At 68.7% G+C, this 17,968-nt stretch carries 13 protein-coding genes; 4 read left to right on the top strand and 9 right to left on the bottom strand.

The window, feature by feature from the left end:
- Positions 1-7: 7 nt before the first annotated feature.
- The 9 genes from OG444_RS25015 to OG444_RS24975 all read right to left on the bottom strand — a co-directional run bounded on the left by OG444_RS25015 (position 8) and on the right by OG444_RS24975 (position 13,732).
- Positions 8-1,639, bottom strand: coding sequence for a peptide ABC transporter substrate-binding protein (locus tag OG444_RS25015; protein ID WP_327264280.1), 1,632 nt, complete (start codon positions 1,637-1,639; stop codon positions 8-10).
- A 107-nt stretch (positions 1,640-1,746) separates the two neighbouring features.
- Complete coding sequence (locus tag OG444_RS25010; protein ID WP_327264279.1) at positions 1,747-2,673, bottom strand: GNAT family N-acetyltransferase; 927 nt, start codon at positions 2,671-2,673, stop codon at positions 1,747-1,749.
- A gap of 132 nt (positions 2,674-2,805) precedes the next feature.
- Entirely contained in the window at positions 2,806-3,858 is a 1,053-nt protein-coding gene (locus OG444_RS25005) for an ABC transporter ATP-binding protein (protein WP_327264278.1), read from the bottom strand.
- Complete coding sequence (locus OG444_RS25000; RefSeq protein ID WP_383204897.1) at positions 3,851-4,942, bottom strand: ABC transporter ATP-binding protein; 1,092 nt, start codon at positions 4,940-4,942, stop codon at positions 3,851-3,853. The genes OG444_RS25005 and OG444_RS25000 overlap by 8 nt, the downstream gene beginning before the upstream one ends.
- A 9-nt stretch (positions 4,943-4,951) precedes the next feature.
- Complete coding sequence (locus OG444_RS24995) at positions 4,952-5,875, bottom strand: ABC transporter permease (RefSeq protein ID WP_327264276.1); 924 nt, start codon at positions 5,873-5,875, stop codon at positions 4,952-4,954.
- 23 nt (positions 5,876-5,898) lie between these two features.
- Positions 5,899-6,792 carry an ABC transporter permease gene (locus tag OG444_RS24990; protein WP_383204900.1) on the bottom strand — a complete coding sequence of 298 codons (894 nt, stop codon included), beginning with the start codon at positions 6,790-6,792 and terminating at the stop codon, positions 5,899-5,901.
- Between the two features lie 231 nt (positions 6,793-7,023).
- Complete coding sequence (locus tag OG444_RS24985; protein WP_327264274.1) at positions 7,024-8,673, bottom strand: peptide ABC transporter substrate-binding protein; 1,650 nt, start codon at positions 8,671-8,673, stop codon at positions 7,024-7,026.
- A 471-nt stretch (positions 8,674-9,144) separates the two neighbouring features.
- On the bottom strand, positions 9,145-11,049 hold the full coding sequence (gene typA, locus OG444_RS24980) for a translational GTPase TypA (protein ID WP_327264273.1): 1,905 nt from the start codon (positions 11,047-11,049) through the stop codon (positions 9,145-9,147).
- A gap of 334 nt (positions 11,050-11,383) precedes the next feature.
- Positions 11,384-13,732 (bottom strand): ABC transporter family substrate-binding protein, encoded by a 2,349-nt coding sequence (locus OG444_RS24975; RefSeq protein WP_327264272.1) that lies wholly within the window; start codon positions 13,730-13,732, stop codon positions 11,384-11,386.
- 346 nt (positions 13,733-14,078) lie between these two features.
- On the opposite strand from OG444_RS24975, the gene OG444_RS24970 reads away from it, so the two are divergent.
- From OG444_RS24970 to OG444_RS24955, 4 genes are all read left to right on the top strand, one after another.
- Entirely contained in the window at positions 14,079-14,303 is a 225-nt protein-coding gene (locus OG444_RS24970; RefSeq protein WP_327264271.1) for a hypothetical protein, read from the top strand.
- Between the two features lie 102 nt (positions 14,304-14,405).
- A complete protein-coding gene (locus OG444_RS24965; RefSeq protein ID WP_327264270.1) occupies positions 14,406-15,230 on the top strand; it encodes a hypothetical protein in 825 nt (274 codons plus the stop codon).
- A gap of 1 nt (position 15,231) precedes the next feature.
- The gene (locus OG444_RS24960) at positions 15,232-17,130 is read left to right on the top strand and encodes a fumarate reductase/succinate dehydrogenase flavoprotein subunit (protein ID WP_327264269.1); all 1,899 of its coding nucleotides are present in this window, start codon (positions 15,232-15,234) and stop codon (positions 17,128-17,130) included.
- Positions 17,127-17,903: a succinate dehydrogenase/fumarate reductase iron-sulfur subunit gene (locus OG444_RS24955; protein ID WP_327264268.1), complete on the top strand. Its 777-nt coding sequence runs from the start codon at positions 17,127-17,129 to the stop codon at positions 17,901-17,903. The genes OG444_RS24960 and OG444_RS24955 overlap by 4 nt, the downstream gene beginning before the upstream one ends.
- Positions 17,904-17,968: the final 65 nt, after the last annotated feature.

Genomic DNA, 17,968 nt, shown 5'->3' with positions numbered 1-17,968 from the left:
ACGTCGGTCAGTTGACCTTGATCTGGTCGTACACGGGGACGCTGAACTGGTTGAGCGCCACGTCCGAGAGCCGCTCGGCGTAGCCCGCGCTGCCGTTCTGGTACCAGAGCGGGATGGAGGGCATCTGCGCGGCGAGGATCTTCTCGGCGTCCTGGAACTTCGCGACGGCCGCGGCCTGATCGCTCTCCTGGTTGGCCTCGTCGACGAGCTTGTCGAAGTCCGCGTTGCTGAACTTCCCGTAGTTGGAGGAGGCGCCGGTGTAGTAGAGGGGCTGGAGGAAGTTCTGGATCAGCGGGTAGTCGGCCTGCCAGCCGGAGCGGAACGGGCCGGTCAGCTTGAAGCTGCTCTGCTGGTTGCGGAAGTCGGCGAAGGTGCCGACGGGGTTGACCGTGCAGACCGGGCCCTCGCCCAGCGCGTTGTTGATGCTGTTGCAGACGGCGTCCATCCAGTCGCGGTGCGAGCCGGTGTCCACGTTGGAGGTCAGCGTGACCTTGCCGCCGGGGAGCCCGCCGGCGTCCGTGATGAGCTTCTTGGCCGCCGCGGGGTCGTAGACGCAGGCGTCGCCGCAGACCGTGGAGGAGAAGCCGCCCTTCTCACCGAGGGCCGGTGAGGTCCAGTCCTTGGCCGGAGTGCGGGTCTCGCGGAAGATCTGCTTGGTGATCTCGTCGCGGTTGATCGCCATCGAGATGCCGCGGCGGACGTTCTCCATCCCCGCCTTGCTCCACTGCGGGTCGTACAGCGGGAAGGTGAGGGTCTGGATGATGAGGGCCGGCTGGTTGATGTACCGGTCGCCCAGGTCGTTCTTGACGTTCTTCAGCTGCTGCGCGGGCACGTCGTCGACGAGATCGAGGTTGCCCGAGATCAGATCGGTGTAGGCGGTGTTGTTGTCGGTGTAGACCTTCAGGTCCACACCGCCGTTCTGCGCCTTGTCCGGACCGGGGTAGGTGTCCCACTTGCGCAGCTTCATGCCGGTGCCCTTGGTGTACGAGTCCACCGTGTACGGGCCGTTGCCGACCGGCTTGTTCAGCCAGCCGGCGTGGTCGGTGAAGAAGGCCTTGGGCAGCGGGGAGAAGGCCTGGTAGCCCAGGGTCTCGGGCCAGGTGGAGAACTTGTTCTTCAGGGCGACCGTGAAGGTCTTGGCGTCCTTGACCACCAGCCCGGACATCGTCTTGGCCTTGGGCTCGCCGGAGGCGGGGTGGACGTCCTCGTAGCCGACGATGTCGGAGAAGAACGGCGAGTTGTTCTGCTTGTTGCGCACGTCCGCGCCGTAGTTCCAGGCGTCCACGAAGGACTGCGAGGTGACCGGCTCGTCGTTGCTGAACTTCCAGCCGTCCTTCAGCGTGATCGTGAAGTTCTGACTGTCCGTCGTATCGATTTTCTCGGCGACCATGTCGAGGGCCTCGCCCGTCTTCGGGTCGTAGCGCTTGAGGCCCCGGAAGAGCATGTCGAGCACCTTGCCGCCCTGCACCTCGTTGGTGTTGGCCGGCTCCAGCGGGTTCTGCGGGTCACCCCACGAGGAACTGACGATGCCCGCCTCGCCACCGCCTCCGCCGCTGTCGCTTCCACCGCCGCAGGCCGTCGCCGCGAGGGCGACGGCCACCGCACATGCGGCCCACTGGGCGTGGGTGGCTCCGCGCATGGAGTGCCTCCTAGGGATCCCAAGACTCGCTTAGGGGCCAATGTCACCCTATGTGGGGTCCCGTGCACTCATGGTTGGACCGATTGCACCCGCGCGTCACGCGCCTGTCACCCCTGGGGGTGCAAAGGCAGCTCCCAGGAGTCGACGGCGTAGTGCAGGCCCATGCCGTGCGCCTCGTACAGCGCGAGCGCGCCCGTCGCGTTGTGGGTGTCGACGCCCAGGCCCACGGTGTCCCGGCCGCGCCCGGCGTAGACGGCGAAGCAGTGCCGCAGAAGGAAACCGCCGATCCCGCGGCCGCGCACCTCCTTCGCCACGCCGATGTGTCCGACCCAGGCCATGCTCGTACGGTCGTCCCGGGTGAGCAGAACGGCCGCGTCCCCGTGGCCGGGCAGGCTCGCGATCCACACCAGCGACCAGTCGAGCTTGCGGCCGTCCATGTGGTCCAGCCAGGTCTCGTACGGGCGGTCCACGTGGCCGAAGTGCTCGGCGAAGGTCCGCTCGATGAGGGCGTGGGCCCGGTGGCGGTCGGCCTCGTCGCCGGCGCAGTTGCGCAGGGTGAGTCCGGCCGGCGGGGCCGGGGCGGGATCGGCGGCCGGGGAGAGGGAGCGCGTCATGACCTGGTAGCGGCGGATCGTGCGGTAGCCGCGGCCGCGCAGGAGGGACAGGTCGAGGGTGGGCCTGACGTTGAGCTGCAGTCGCAGGACGCCGGGGCCGGCGGCCAGTTCCCGGGCGCGGGTCTCCATGCGCTCCAGCAGGAGGCCGGCGGCCTCGTCGTGGCCGGGCAGCACGTAGTGGTCCCCGTCGACGCGGCCCGGACCGGAGTCGGCCCAGACGAGGGCGTAGGCGACGAGCCGGCCGTCCTGGAGGGCCAGCCAGGAATCGGTGGCGAGGTCCACGTCAGGGGCGTTGAGGTCGGACTCGACGGTGCCCAGATCGGTCTCCGGGCGGCCGATCTCGATCATGTCGACGGCATTGAGCAGGGCGCAGATGTCGGACGCGTCCCCGGGCCCGGCGGGCCGTACGGTGAGGGTCATGCCGCCACTTTCCGGCGCCGGCTCCCGGGGCCGCAACCGGTTTCCCCGCGGGCGGGCCGGCCACCGGCACAAACGGCTGGTCCCCGGCGCCGTGGGGCACCGGGGACCAGCCGTTCACAGGCAACGCGTCGGTCAGACGGCCAGGATGGCCTTCTCCTCGGCGAAGTGGCAGGCCGAGTCGTGCGCGGCCAGGGTGTTCAGGCCCTTGAAGCGCTCCGGGACCGCCAGCAGCGGCTCCTCGGTGGAGCACTTGTCCTGGGCCTTCCAGCAACGGGTGCGGAAGCGGCAGCCCGACGGCGGGTTGGCCGGGGACGGGACGTCACCGGTGAGGATGATCCGCTCGCGGCCCTCGCGCGCGTCCGGGTCCGGGACCGGGACGGCGGAGAGCAGCGCCTGGGTGTACGGGTGGGTCGGGTGCTCGTAGATCTCGGCGTCGGAGCCGATCTCGGCCATCTTGCCCAGGTACATGACGCCCACGCGGTCCGAGATGTGCCGGACGATCGAGAGGTCGTGCGCGATGAAGAGGTAGGAGAGGTTGAACTCGTCCTGCAGCTTCTCCATCAGGTTGATGACCTGGGCCTGCACCGACACGTCGAGCGCGGAGACCGGCTCGTCGCAGATGATGATCTCGGGCTGCAGGGCGAGGCCTCGGGCGATGCCGATGCGCTGGCGCTGGCCGCCGGAGAACTGGTGCGGGTAGCGGTTGATGTACTCCGGGTTCAGACCGACGACGTCCAGGAGCTCCTGGACCTTCTGCCGGCGGTTGCCCTTGGGAGCCACCTCGGGGTGGATCTCGTAGGGCTCCCCGATGATGTCGCCGACCGTCATGCGCGGGTTCAGCGACGTGTACGGGTCCTGGAAGACCATCTGGATGTTGCGGCGGACGGCCTTCAGGGCGCGGCCGGACAGCTTGCTGATGTCCTGGCCCTTGTAGAAGACCTCGCCGGCGGTCGCCCGCTCCAGGTTCATCAGGAGCTTGGCGACCGTGGACTTGCCACAGCCGGACTCGCCCACGATGCCGAGGGTCTCGCCCTGGTAGAGGTCGAAGGAGATCCCGTCGACCGCCTTGACCGCGCCGACCTGCTTCTTGAACAGGATTCCCTGGGTCAGCGGGAAGTGCTTGACCAGGTTACGGACCTGGAGGATCGGCTCGCGCTCGGTGGCGTTCTTGGTGAGCTCAGCCATGGATCTGCTCCTTCCAGAAGTGGCACGCGCTGCCGCGGCCCGGCAGTTCGGTGCCGTCCTGCTCGGTGACCGGGTGCAGCACCGGGATCTCGGTGCGGCAGATGTCCTGCGCCTTGGGGCAACGGGGGCTGAAGGCGCAGCCCGTGGGAATGCGGAGCAGGTTGGGCGGCAGGCCCTTGATCGCGTAGAGCTCCTGGCCCTTCTGGTCCAGGCGCGGGATCGAGTCGAGCAGGCCACGGGTGTACGGGTGCGACGGACGCTTGTAGATCTCGTGGACCGGAGCGGTCTCGACGATCCGGCCCGCGTACATGACCGCGATCTTGTCCGCGACGTCGGCGACGACGCCGAGGTCGTGGGTGATCAGGATCAGGCCCATGTTCATCTCGCGCTGGAGCTCCGCGAGCAGGTCCATGACCTGCGCCTGGACCGTCACGTCGAGGGCCGTGGTCGGCTCGTCGGCGATGATCAGGTCGGGCTCCAGGGCCAGCGCCATGGCGATCATGATGCGCTGGCGCATACCGCCGGAGAACTGGTGCGGGTAGTCACCCACGCGCGCCTTGGCGGCGGGGATCTTCACGCGCTCCATGAGCTCGATGGCCTTGGCCTTCGAGTCCTTCTTGGACATGCCCCGGTGGACCCGGAACATCTCGCCGAGCTGGTCGCCCACCGAGTAGACCGGGTTGAGCGAGGACAGCGCGTCCTGGAAGATCATCGCCATCTTGTTGCCACGGAGCTTGCGGCGCTCCTCGTCGGACATCTTGAGGATGTCCTTGCCGTGGAAGCGCACCTCGCCGCCGGCGACCCGTCCGGGCGGGCTGTCGAGAATGCCCATGATCGCCTGAGCGGTGACGGACTTGCCGGAGCCGGACTCGCCGAGCACGGCGAGGGTCTCGCCGGCGTTGACGCTGTAGCTCACGCCGTTGACGGCCTTGGCAACCCCGTCACGGGTCTTGAACTCGACCTGGAGGTTGTCCACCTCCAGCAGCGGCACGGCGGATCCGCCGCCCGTCTCCGCAACGCTGAGAATCTCCGACGTCGTCACGCCGCCACCTTCGTCCTGCTTGCTGATGTTGTCTCGGGGCATCGGGCGGCCCTACCGGAGCTTCGGGTCGAGCGCGTCACGCAGGCCGTCGCCGACGAAGGCGAAGCCGAGCACGGTGACGACGACGAACAGGCTGGGGAACACCCAGAGGTAGTCATTGACGCCGATGAACGCCTGACCGGCCGCCAGCATGTTGCCCCACTCCGGGACGTCGACGGGAACACCGGCGCCCAGGAAGGAGAGCGCCGCGACGCCGACGATCGTGGTGCCGACGTTGAACGTCGCGTAGACCAGGACCGCGGTCAGCGAGTTGGGCAGGATGTGCGTGCGCACGATCCGCCAGCCGCTCGCGCCGAGGGCCTTGGCGGCGTGGACGTAGTCCATCTCGCGCACCGACAGGATCGAGCTGCGCAGGAGCCTGGACACGGTGGCCCACGAGAAGATCGCGAGCGAGATGATCACCGGGGTGATGCCGCGGCCGGTGACCAGGATGATGACGATGGCACCGATCATCAGCGGGAACGCGAGGAAGACGTCCGCGATGCGCATGACCAGGGTGTCGGCGAAGCCGGCGAAGTAACCGGCGATGGCGCCGAGGGCGACACCGATCAGCACCGCGAAGAAGATCGAGGCGAGGCCGACGAACATGGCGACGCGGGTGCCGGCTATGAGGCGCGAGAACATGTCGCGGCCCAGGGCGTCGGTACCCATCCAGTGGGTGCCGTTGGGCGAGGCGAGGGTGTTCTCGAGGTCCTGCGCGCCGGGGTCGAACGGGGCGAGCATGTCGCCGAACGCGGCCGTCAGGAACAGCAGGGTGATGATCACCAGACCGACGACGGCCAGCTTGTTCTGGACGTAGCGGTGGCGGATCTCGCCCCACTGGCTCAGTTGCTTGGGTGCGGGTTCGGCCTTGGCCGAAGCGGACGACACGGGGTTCTCGTCCCCGATCGCCGGGCTCGTTGCGAGCTCAGACATGAGGAAATCCTCCTTGGGGGCGGTCAGCTGAGGCGGATACGCGGGTCGAGGGCCGCGTACAGCAGGTCCACGATGAGGCTGAGGACGACGAAGATGGCGACGCTGTACGTCACGACCCCGATCACGATCGGGTTGTTCTGCTGCTGAATCGCCTGAACCAGTGCCAGACCGACACCGTCCCAGTTGAAGATCGCCTCAGTGATGAGCGCACCACCGAGGAGTCCACCGAACGAGATGCCCAGGTAGGTGACCACGGGGATGGAAGAGTTGCGCAGCACGTGCTTGAAGAGCACGCGACGCTGCGGAAGTCCCTTGGCCACGGCCGTCTTCACGTAGTCCGCGCGCAGCACCTCGAGCATCGTGCCGCGGGTGAGGCGGGCGACGAACGCGATGTCGGTGATGGCGAGGGTGACCGCGGGAAGGACCATGCCTTCGAGCTTGTCGCCGCCGAGCTGTGGGAACCACTGGAGTTCCACGGCGAAATACTTCATGAGCAGCATGCCGATCACGAACGTCGGGAATCCGACGGCCATGGTCGTAAAGAATGTCGTGGCCATGTCCAAGATGCTGTATCTGTACAGGGCGGCGATGATGCCGACTCCCATACCGAACACGGTCACGAGGCAGATGGCCAGCAGGGCCAGCTTCGCGGTGTTCTGCAGCTTGGGGGCGAGGATTTCGGAGACCTCGCGGCGCTGGATGAAGTCCTCGCCGAGGTCTCCGGTCGCGACCTTGGCCACGTAGTTCACATACTGCTCGGGCAGCGACTTGTCGAGCCCGTACCGCGCCTTGAGCTCCGCGACCACCGCTGGGTCACGGGCCTTGTCGCTGCCCGCGATCGAGCCCACGGGATCACCGGGGAGAACGAACAGACAAGCGAACAGAACCATGGTCGCGCCGATGAGGACTATGACCATCTGCCCGAGGCGACGGGCGACGTACCTTCCCATGTTTGTGCCTCTCTACCTGGCCGCTTCTGGGAGCAGCGGCCTCCGGCCCAAGGAACGGGCCGGCTCTCGGCCTGCGGGGATTGCCCGCGGATGTGAGGGGTGCCGAAGTAAAAACGGCCTGCCGAGCGGGGCCGCGGCCCACCGGTCACCCGGGGGCCGCGGCACATTCGCTCCTGACGGATATACCGTCCGAACCGATTACTTCTTGAGCGAGATCTTCTCGAGGATCGGGTCCTCGTTGAAGTTGATGTCGTCCAGACCGTTGAACTTGTCGGTCGCCATCAGGCGGAACTGGGAACGGTTGAAGGTCGGGATGAGGGCCATGTCCTCCATGGCCATCTTCTCGGCCTGCTTGTACAGGGCGGTGCGAGCGGCCTCGTCCTTGGTGCCACGGGCCGTGTCGATCAGCTTGTCGAACTCCGGGTTGTTGTAACGGACACGGTTGTCACCGGTCACGTTGCCCTCAGCGTCCTTCGCCATGGAAGACGAGTGCAGCAGCGGGAACAGGAAGTTCTCCGGGGTCGGGTAGTCCGCGCCCCAGGCGAAGCGGTAGATGCCGGTGGCGGCACCGCTCTGCTGCTCCTTGAGCATGCCCGGGAAGTCCTTGCCGTCCAGCTTGACCTTGACGCCGAGAACCTCCTCGACCTGCTTCGCGATGGCCTGGACCCACTCTTCGTGGCCGGCACCGGTGTTGAAGCTGAACTTGATCTCGGTACCCGGCTTCAGGCCGCCCTTCTCGGCGTGCTCCTTGGCCTTGGCGACGTCCTGCTTGACGCAGGAGACGCACAGGTCCTTCTGGTACGCCTTCGGGAACGCCGGCGGCACGATGGTCGTCGACGGGGTCTGGTAGCCCTGGAAGACACCCTTGGCGATGGCCTGACGGTCGATCGCGTAGGAGATCGCCAGACGCGCGTCCTTGTTGTTCGTCGGACCGTTGTCACCGATCGGCAGAACGAAGTTCATGCCGTTCGTGTCCTTGGCGAACCACTTGTTCTGCGGCTTGAACTTCGCCTCGGCCGTCTTCAGCATCGGCGTCGGGATGTGCGCGTAGTCGAAGGTGCCGGCCTGGAAGCCGTCGTACTCGAGCTGGTGCGCGGTCTTGTCGTTGAGGAGCGTGACCTGGACCTTCTCGAGGGAGGCCTTGGTCAGCGCGTAGTCGTCGTTGCGGACGAGGTTGATCGCCTTGTTGTGCTCCCAGGCGCCGTCCATCTTGAACGGACCGTTGCCGATGGGGGCCTCGCCGAACGCCTTGTCCTCTTCGCCGACCTTGGCGACCTTCGGGACCGGGCTGTAGGCGTTGTGCGCCGTCTTCAGGACGAACTCACAGTCCGCCTTGGACAGGTCCACCTTGATGGTGGACGGGTCCGGGGTGGTGACACCGGCGAAGGTCTTGGCGGAGCCGTCCTGCAGCTCGGCGTAACCCTTGATGCCGGCGAAGTGGTACGCCACGTCGGACGCGGCGGCCTTGTGCGCGGCACGGGCCCAACCACGGGCGAACGACTCGGCGTCGACGACCTCGCCGTTGGAGAACTTGGTGTCGGCCTTGAGCTTGAAGGTCCAGGAGGTGCAACCCTCGTCCGACGTCGCCGACTCGGCGAGCATCGGCTCGGCCATACCGTCCGGCGTGTTGCCGTACAGGCCGGTGAACAGGGCGTTGGCCAGCAGGACGCCCGTGGACTCGTGGGCACGCCCCGGGTCGATGGTGTCCGGCTCGGTGTTGCCCATCCGGAACACGCCACCGTTGGTGGCGCTGCCCTTGTCCTTGCTGTCACCACTGCCACAGGCAGTAGCGGCCAGGGCGACGACAACCGCGCCCACGACCCACTTGGCGCTCTTGGCACCGCGCATGGGTTTCCTCCTCATGAGTCCACTGATCGACTTGAGGGGCAAAGAAAGCTCGCCGACACCCCTGACGGCGAGCAATTTCCTGCCCATAGTGTGCTCGTGAGTCGGCGCGCTCCCCACAGCGCGTGACCCATTGACCCGAGCTCAATGGAGCCATCCTCAGGGACTGCCAGGCCGTAAACCACACTTAAGTGGTCTCGTTTTCACAACATCGATCCGCGGCAGAAACCCGAAATCCGGACAAACGGATAGGAGACAGACACGTGCGAAACGGACGGTTAGCTCATCTTCCGGAGTGTCACGGTCGGTATGCGGACACCTGAACGCAAAAATCCGCTTGACAAAAGCGAACAGCCCCTCCCTTCACGGACTCCGTGAAGGGAGGGGCTGCTGCAATACCAAGGCCCTACGGGCGGCCTCGGCCGCCGTGGCCGCCGCCCGAGCAAATCCGGGCGAACGGCCTTACGACCGTTACTACTTGCCGGACTTGGCGCGCGACGCGGTGCGCGAACGGTCCTTCTGGTCCAGGACGACCTTGCGGATGCGGACCGCCTCCGGGGTCACCTCGACGCACTCGTCGTCGCGGCAGAACTCCAGGGACTGCTCCAGGGAGAGCTTGCGCGGGGGCACCACGTTCTCCGTGTTGTCCGCCGAAGCCGCACGCATGTTGGTGAGCTTCTTCTCCTTGGTGATGTTCACGTCCATGTCGTCGGAGCGCGAGTTCTCGCCGACGATCATGCCCTCGTACACCTCGGTGCCGGGCTCGGTGAACAGGACACCGCGCTCCTGCAGGTTGATCATCGCGAACGGCGTCACGGAGCCGGCGCGGTCGGCGACCAGCGAACCGTTGTTACGGGTCACCAGCTGACCGAACCACGGCTCGTGGCCCTCGTGGATCGAGTGGGCGATACCGGTGCCGCGCGTGCCCGTGAGGAACTCCGTACGGAAGCCGATGAGACCGCGCGACGGGACGACGAACTCCATGCGGACCCAGCCGGAGCCGTGGTTCGACATGTTGTCCATGCGGCCCTTGCGGACGCCCATGAGCTGCGTGACCGCGCCCATGTGCTCCTCGGGGACGTCGATCGTCATGCGCTCGACCGGCTCGTGCACCTTGCCGTCGATCTCCTGCGTGACCACCTGCGGCTTGCCGATGGTCAGCTCGAAGCCCTCGCGGCGCATCTGCTCGACCAGGATGGCGAGCGCGAGCTCACCACGGCCCTGGACCTCCCAGGCGTCCGGGCGCTCGGTGTCGAGCACGCGGAGCGAGACGTTACCGATCAGCTCGCGGTCCAGACGGTCCTTGACCTGGCGGGCGGTGACCTTGCGGTCCTTGACCGCGGACTTGGCGTCCGCGCCCTTGCCGCTGCCGCCGCGGCCGACCATCGGGGAGGTGTTCGTACCGATGGTCATGGAGATCGCCGGCTCGTCGACCGAGATCAGCGGAAGCGCGATCGGGTTCTCCGGGTCGGCCAGGGTCTCACCGATCATGATGTCGGGGATACCGGCGACCGCGCAGATGTCACCCGGGCCCGCCACCTCGGCCGGCTTGCGGGTGAGCGCCTCGGTCATCATCAGCTCAGTGATGCGGACGTTCGACTGGGTGCCGTCACGCTTGATCCACGTGACGGTCTGGCCCTTGCGCAGCTCGCCCTGCTCGACGCGGAGCAGCGCGATGCGGCCGAGGAAGTTGTCGGCGTCCAGGTTGGTGACGTGGGCCTGGAGGGGGGCCTCCTCGTCGTACACCGGGGCGGGGACGTGCTCCAGGATGGTGGAGAAGAACGGCTCCAGGCTGTCGCTGTCCGCGGGGACGGTGCCGTCCTCGGGCTTGGTCAGCGACGCCACGCCGTCACGGCCGCAGGCGTAGACGATCGGGAATTCGATCTGGTCCTCGTCCGCGTCCAGGTCCAGGAAGAGGTCGTACGTCTCGTTGACGACGGCGTCGATCCGGGAGTCCGGGCGGTCGGTCTTGTTGATGCAGAGGATGACCGGCATCTTCGCCTGCAGGGCCTTGCGCAGGACGAAGCGGGTCTGGGGCAGCGGACCCTCGGAGGCGTCCACCAGCAGAACGACGGCGTCCACCATCGACAGACCGCGCTCGACCTCACCACCGAAGTCGGCGTGGCCGGGGGTGTCGATGATGTTGATCGTGATCGGGGCCCCGCCGTCCTTGGGGTGATACTTCACCGCCGTGTTCTTGGCGAGGATCGTGATGCCCTTCTCACGCTCCAGGTCGTTCGAGTCCATCATGCGGTCGTCGAGGTGCTGGTGGGCGGCGAAGGCACCGGCCTGCTTGAGCATGGCATCGACGATGGTCGTCTTGCCATGGTCGACGTGGGCGACGATGGCGACGTTACGGATGTCGTGGCGCGTGGGCACTTCGGCGCTTCTCCCGGGATCGTGGATGGCGTCGCGTACGGTCCGGCACGCGCGCCTCGGCCGGGCGAAAACCTGCCACGGCCTTACCCCATGGTACGTCTCGTGGCGGGAACCGCCTGCCGGGGGTCTGTCAAGAGGCCGGATGAATGAGTGCGGCCGAGCGCTTCGTGGGGTGGCTCGGCCGCCGTTCCTGCCGGTATTCACGCGGGTCAACGGGTATGCACGACCTTGCCCGCCGGGGGATCCGGCGGGCAAGGGACTTGAGTCACATCTGAGCTTGCGACCCGGCGGTCAACCTGACAGGCACCGCTTTGTCATCACTTCTTCTCCCCCGCTACTTCTTCTTGTCCTTCGCGGCCGGAGCCTTCTTCCAGCCGATGTCCTGGTAGCGAGGGGCACCGAGACCGAAGGCGCCCGCGTTGGCCAGGCCCGGCTTGACCGCCACCAGCTCGGGCCGCTGGTAGAGCGGGATGGAACCGGCGGCGGCCCAGATCCGGGCGTCCGCCTTGCGCATCAGCTCACGGGCCTGCTCCTCGTCCAGCTCGCCGACCGCCTGGTCGAAGAGCTGGTCGATGTGGTCGGTGCCGACCCGGGTGTAGTTCTGTTCGACGAGGAGCGAGCCGTCCGCGGCCGGCTCCGGCTTGGCGAAGATGGGCCGGGCGTCGGTGGCCGGGTAGGCCGTCGCGGGCCAGGAGTACAGGGCCAGGTCGTACTGGCCCGAGGCGACGTGGTCCTTGAAGAAGCTGTCGTCCGCCACCTTGACCGTTTCGGTGTTCACCCCGAGCTTGCGCAGCATCCCGGAGATCCGCTCACCCACCGTGCGCAGGGACTCGGAGCCGGGGCCCGCCGGGAGGACGAAGCGCAGGGTGAGCGCCTTGCCGTCCTTGGCGAGCAGGTTGCCGGAGGTACGGGCGGGCTGCTTGGCCGGGGCCGGGGCCGGGGAGGCCTCGGCGGGGTCGGCCGCGTCGCCGTCACGGGCCGGGGCGCCCTTGGCGTCGTCGGCGCTGTCCGGCCGGGCCGCGTGGGCCGCCTGGGCGAGCAGGGACGCCTTGAGCTGGGCCCCGAAGGGGGCCGGGGCGAGGACGGGCGACGGCCCGTCCTGGGCTCCCGCCGGAGCGGCGGCGCTCTTCGGGCCCGCCTCGGTCGCCGACCGGGCGTCGCCGTTGGTCCCGTCGTCCTGGCCCACGATGTAGAGCCCGTCGTTCCCGGTGCCCGGGCCCGAGGGGGTCTTCGCGTCGTCCTGCGGCGCGCTCTCCGGACCGGCCTTGGCCCCCGCCGGCTCGGTGATCTTGCCGCCGCGGCGCCAGCCCGCGTCCGCGAGCAGGGCCTGGGCCGCCTGGGTGTCCCGGCCGCCGAGGGCGTCGCTGTTGTCGGCGTACGCCCGCTGCCCCGCCAGCGCCAGGTGACTGCCGACCGGCTTGGCGGGCAGGCCGAGCGGCTTCAGGACGACCTCGGCCAGTGCCTGGCGGTCCAGGGCCCGGGCCAGCGCCCGGCGCACCCGCTCGTCCGCCAGCGGGCCGGAGGCCCCGTTCATCGCGAGCTGCGTGTAGGCCGGCTCCAGGGACTTCCGTACGGTGAAGGCCTTCAGTGCCGCCTGCTCGGCCGCGTACTGCTTGACCGAGGCCGCGTGCTTCTGGCGGCTCTCCGTCTCCGCCGCGGCCTTCTCCTCGTCCGTGCCGAAGGCGATCGCCCACGACAGCGTGGCCTGCGCCGGCGTCAGCGCCGCCCCCGGTCCGTGAGCCGGTGCGCCGCCCGCGACCGCCTCGCCCGCGGGGCCCGCAGCACCTGCCGCGCCCGGGCCGTTCCTGCCGGCGGCGTCCCGGCGGGCCAGGGCGATCCGGTCCGCCCCGGCACGGTCGATCTCCGCCAGGTCGAGCTTCCCGGCGGCCAGCGCCGCGGGGCGCTCGGCCCGCGGCACCGCCGTCAGGATCAGCGTGTCCAGCTTGGCCGGGCGGCCCCACCAGCGCGCGTTGCGGGTCAGGGCGGCGGTGCCGCTCTTCTTGTCGATCGCACCGAGCGCGAAGGGCCCGGCGGTGACCTTCAGCGCTCCGCGGGCGCCCTCGTTGAAGGCGTCCGGGGTACCGGTCACCTGCTTGGGGTAGAGCGGGGTGAACAGGGAGCGCCAGTCGGCGTACGGCTTGTTGAAGGTGACCCTGACCTCCAGGTCGGTCTTGCCCTTCTCGATCTTCTCGATCCGGTCGTAGCCGGCGTTGCGCGCCGTCCAGTACGCCGAGTCCTTGCCGTTCAGGGCCCGCCACTGCGCCACGAAGTCGGCGGCGCCGATCTCGCGTCCGTCGCTCCACACCGCCTGCTGGTTCAGCTTGTACTGGACGACCTGCTTGGGCTCCCGCTCGATCACCTCGGCCTTCTCGAGGTAGTCGGGGTTGACCACCGGCCGCCCCTTGGCGTCCATCACGAACAGCTGCGGCAGCACCGCGCCGGCGATCCGGCCGGTGGTGGCGTCCGCGTCTGCCTGGAAGGTGTTGAGGGTGTCCGGGAGCGTGTCCACGGCCCAGCGCAGCACACCCCCGTCCGCGATCCTGTCGCGGGTGGTCGTGGCGATGTCCTGCCCTGCGGCGGCCGGACCGCCCTCGTCATCACCCGCGCCGCAGCCCGTGAGCAGCGGCAGTGCGAGGACTCCCGAGGTCAGGAGCGCCAATGACCTGCGCCTTCTCTGGGACATGGGTGGTACCTCCGGGGCGGGGCGTGGGGGAAGCATGATCACGTTCGGCGGTATATGGAGCTGATCACACCGGTTGCCGGAACCCACTCAAATAGACGCTCCGCCGCACCCCTCGCAGCCGCCTCTCGCCACGCCGCGAACCCCACCCGTGCGGACCAATCCCGCTTGCGCGGCAGCAGGCGTTCGCCCGGGAGAGGGATGAGAATGGGGGCAGGGAGGGGCGCACGATTCGCGCCTGCGCGCCTGCAATAGCTGCACGTCCCTTCACAACGGGGGACGGGAAGCGCGACACTCGCAGGCGCACATGAGCGTTGCCACCGCACCCTGGCGGAAGTGAGGGCAAATCATGTCCCTGCAAGACGATCTGAGTGCCGTACGGCGCAACCTGGACGAGCTGACGCGCAAGGTCGAGCGGCTGGAGCAGCAGGCCGCACGGCAGAAGCCGTCGACGGCGGCGACCGGTCCGGACCCGTCCCGGATGGTGACGGTCCCGGACACCCCGTACGACAGCTCGCTGTGGACGGACTCCGACGACGAGGGCCTGGGCGCCCGCGACCGCCGCGCCCCCTGAGCCCGCCCGTCCCGGACGCGCATCCACCCGCGCCCCCTCCGGTCCGGCCGTTCGCGGCCGGGCCGCCCGGGGCACCCCTCATCACTCCTCCCGGAGTCCTCTTTGGCCACAGGCACGGAACGACCCCAGCAGCGGCCCGGCGGCGTCCACGACGCCTCACGGGCCGCGATCGCGGCCCGGCACCTGCGGACCGACCGGTGGTGGCTCGCCCCCGCCGGCACCGCGGCCGGGCTGCTCGCCTTCATCGTCTACTCGACCTGGCGGGCCTTCGCGAACGCCGACTACTACGCGGCCCCGTACGTCTCCCCCTTCTACTCCCCGTGTCTCGCGGAGAACTGCGTGCCGATGAAGGGCGGGCCCAACTGGGAGATCTTCGGCAGCTGGTGGGGACTCTCCCCCGCCCTGCTGATCCTGATCTTCCCGCTCGGCTTCCGGCTGACCTGCTACTACTACCGCAAGGCCTACTACCGGGGCTTCTGGGCGTCCCCGCCCGCCTGCGCCGTCGCCGAACCGCACGCGAAGTACACCGGCGAGACCCGCTTCCCGCTGATCGTCCAGAACGTGCACCGGTACTTCTTCTACGCGGCGGTCCCGGTCGCTGGCATCCTCACCTGGGACACCGTGCTGACCTTCCGCGACGAGCAGTACGCGTGGGGCCACATGGGCCTGGGGACCCTGCTGTTCCTGGTCAACATCACGCTGATCTGGGCCTACACCCTGTCCTGCCACTCCTGCCGCCACATCATGGGCGGCCGGCTCAAGCACTTCTCCAAGCACCCGGTGCGCTACCGGCTCTGGGGCTGGGTCAGCAGGCTCAACACCCGCCACATGCAACTGGCGTGGGCCTCCCTGATCAGCGTGGCCCTGTGCGACTTCTACGTGTACCTGCTGGCGAGCGGCGCCTTCACCGACCCGAGGATCTTCTGAGATGGCCCAAGTGGAACGGCAGCAGTGGGACGTGGTCGTGGTCGGTGCGGGCGGTGCCGGGCTGCGCGCCGCGATCGAGGCCCGCGAGAGCGGCGCCCGGACGGCCGTGATCTGCAAGTCCCTCTTCGGCAAGGCCCATACGGTGATGGCGGAGGGCGGGATCGCCGCCTCCATGGGCAATGTCAACGAGGGCGACAACTGGCAGGTGCACTTCCGCGACACCATGCGCGGGGGCAAGTTCCTCAATCAGTGGCGGATGGCGGAGCTCCACGCGAAGGAGGCCCCGGACCGGGTCTGGGAGCTGGAGACCTGGGGCGCGCTGTTCGACCGGACGCCCGACGGGAGGATCTCCCAGCGCAACTTCGGCGGGCACGAGTACCCGCGCCTCGCCCACGTCGGCGACCGGACCGGCCTGGAGCTGATCCGCACGCTCCAGCAGAAGATCGTCCAGCTGCAGCAGCAGGACTTCGAGGAGTCCGGGGACTACGAGGCCCGGCTCAAGGTCTTCCAGGAGTGCACGGTCACCCGGGTCCTCAAGGACGGGCAGAGGGTCTCGGGGACCTTCTGCTACGAACGCGAGTCCGGCCGCTTCTTCGTCCTGGAGGCCCCGGCCGTGGTGCTGGCCACGGGCGGGATCGGCAAGTCCTTCAAGACGACGTCCAACTCCTGGGAGTACACGGGCGACGGCCACGCGCTGGCCCTGCTCGCGGGCGCGCCCCTGCTCAACATGGAGTTCGTGCAGTTCCACCCGACGGGCATGGTCTGGCCGCCGTCGGTGAAGGGCATCCTCGTCACCGAGTCCGTGCGCGGCGACGGCGGGGTCCTGCGCAATTCCGAGGGCAAGCGGTTCATGTTCGACTACGTCCCCGACGTCTTCAAGGAGAAGTACGCCGAGTCGGAGGCGGAGGGCGACCGCTGGTACGAGGATCCGGACCACAACCGGCGCCCGCCCGAGCTGCTGCCGCGCGACGAGGTGGCCCGGGCCATCAACTCCGAGGTGAAGGCGGGCCGCGGCTCCCCGCACGGCGGGGTCTTCCTCGACGTGTCGACCCGGATGCCGGCCGAGCGGATCAAGCGGCGGCTCCCGTCGATGTACCACCAGTTCAAGGAGCTGGCGGACGTGGACATCACGGCGGAGCCGATGGAGGTGGGTCCGACCTGCCACTACGTGATGGGCGGGATCGCGGTCGACTCGGAGTCCGCCGCCACCGTGGGCGTGCCGGGGCTGTTTGCGGCGGGCGAGGTCGCGGGCGGCATGCACGGCTCGAACCGGCTCGGCGGCAATTCCCTGTCCGACCTGCTGGTCTTCGGGCGGCGGGCCGGACTGCACGCGGCGCAGTACGCCGTCTCCGCGGGGCGCCCGGCGGTGGCCCAGTCGGAGATCGACGCGGCGGCGACGGAGGCGCTGGCCCCGTTCCACGCCACCGAGGGCGCGGAGAACCCGTACACGCTCCACCAGGAACTCCAGACGACCATGAACGACCTCGTCGGCATCATCCGGCGCGAGGGCGAGATGGCCGAGGCCCTGGCGAAGCTCGCGGCCCTGCGCGTACGGGCCTCCCGGGCCGGTGTCGAGGGGCACCGGCAGTTCAACCCCGGCTGGCACCTCGCCCTGGACCTGCGGAACATGCTGCTGGTCAGCGAGTGCGTGGCCCGCGCGGCCCTGGAGCGCACCGAGAGCCGGGGCGGGCACACCCGCGAGGACTGCCCGTCGATGGAGCGGACCTGGCGCCCGGTGAACCTGCTGTGCCGGCCGGTCGACCCGCCCCCGGCGGACCCGGCGGCCGACCGGATCGCCCTGGTCCGCACCCGCACCGAGCCCATCCGTCCCGACCTGCTCGCGCTCTTCGAGAAGGAAGAGCTGGTCAAGTACCTCGCCGAAGAGGAGCTCTACGAATGAGTACGTACGACGCGAGCTTCCGGATCTGGCGGGGCGACGCGGAGGGCGGGGAACTGCGGGACTTCACGGTCGAGGTGCACGACGGGGAGGTGGTCCTGGACATCGTCCACCGGCTCCAGGCCACCCAGGCGTCGGACCTGGCGGTGCGCTGGAACTGCAAGGCGGGCAAGTGCGGCTCGTGCAGTGCGGAGGTCAACGGCCGGCCACGGCTGATGTGCATGACGCGCATGTCGACCTTCGAGCGGTCCGAGACGATCACGGTCACCCCGTTGCGCGCCTTCCCGATCGTCCGTGACCTGGTGACGGACGTGTCCTTCAACTATGCGAAGGCGCGGGAGGTCCCGGCCTTCGTGCCTCCGGAGGGGGTGGCCCCGGGCGCGTACCGGATGCAGCAGGTCGACGTGGAGCGCTCGCAGGAGTTCCGCAAGTGCATCGAGTGCTTCCTGTGCCAGGACACCTGCCACGTGGTGCGTGACCACGAGGAGAACAAGGGGGTCTTCGCCGGTCCCCGTTTCCTGATGCGGGTGGCGGAGCTGGACATGCATCCGCTGGACGCGGCTCAGGAGGCGGGCCTGGACCGCAAGCGCGCGGCGCAGGAGGAGCACGGGCTGGGCTACTGCAACATCACCAAGTGCTGTACGGAGGTCTGCCCGGAGGGCATCAAGATCACCGACAACGCGCTGATCCCGCTGAAGGAGCGGGCGGTGGACCGCAAGTACGACCCGCTGGTGTGGCTGGGGAACAAGATCGGCCGCCGGGCGGATTCCCGGTAGGCGGACCCGTCGGGCCAAAGGGGCCCGGGGCCCGGCGGATGCCGGGACCCGGGCCCGCCCGCGAG

This window comes from Streptomyces sp. NBC_01232 (assembly GCF_035989885.1).
Lineage (GTDB): Bacteria > Actinomycetota > Actinomycetes > Streptomycetales > Streptomycetaceae > Streptomyces.
Note: the sequence above shows the minus strand (reverse complement) of the source record. Positions and strands in the feature narration are given on the sequence as shown.

Coding starts and splice junctions, on each gene's coding strand:
- OG444_RS25010 (WP_327264279.1), bottom strand. CDS start 2,673: ATGACCCTCACCGTACGGCCCGCCGGGCCCGGGGACGCGTCCGACATC.
- OG444_RS24955 (WP_327264268.1), top strand. CDS start 17,127: ATGAGTACGTACGACGCGAGCTTCCGGATCTGGCGGGGCGACGCGGAG.
- OG444_RS24985 (WP_327264274.1), bottom strand. CDS start 8,673: ATGCGCGGTGCCAAGAGCGCCAAGTGGGTCGTGGGCGCGGTTGTCGTC.
- OG444_RS24990 (WP_383204900.1), bottom strand. CDS start 6,792: ATGGTCATAGTCCTCATCGGCGCGACCATGGTTCTGTTCGCTTGTCTG.
- OG444_RS25000 (WP_383204897.1), bottom strand. CDS start 4,942: ATGCCCCGAGACAACATCAGCAAGCAGGACGAAGGTGGCGGCGTGACG.
- OG444_RS24995 (WP_327264276.1), bottom strand. CDS start 5,875: ATGTCTGAGCTCGCAACGAGCCCGGCGATCGGGGACGAGAACCCCGTG.
- OG444_RS25005 (WP_327264278.1), bottom strand. CDS start 3,858: ATGGCTGAGCTCACCAAGAACGCCACCGAGCGCGAGCCGATCCTCCAG.
- OG444_RS24960 (WP_327264269.1), top strand. CDS start 15,232: ATGGCCCAAGTGGAACGGCAGCAGTGGGACGTGGTCGTGGTCGGTGCG.
- OG444_RS24975 (WP_327264272.1), bottom strand. CDS start 13,732: ATGTCCCAGAGAAGGCGCAGGTCATTGGCGCTCCTGACCTCGGGAGTC.
- OG444_RS25015 (WP_327264280.1), bottom strand. CDS start 1,639: ATGCGCGGAGCCACCCACGCCCAGTGGGCCGCATGTGCGGTGGCCGTC.
- OG444_RS24970 (WP_327264271.1), top strand. CDS start 14,079: ATGTCCCTGCAAGACGATCTGAGTGCCGTACGGCGCAACCTGGACGAG.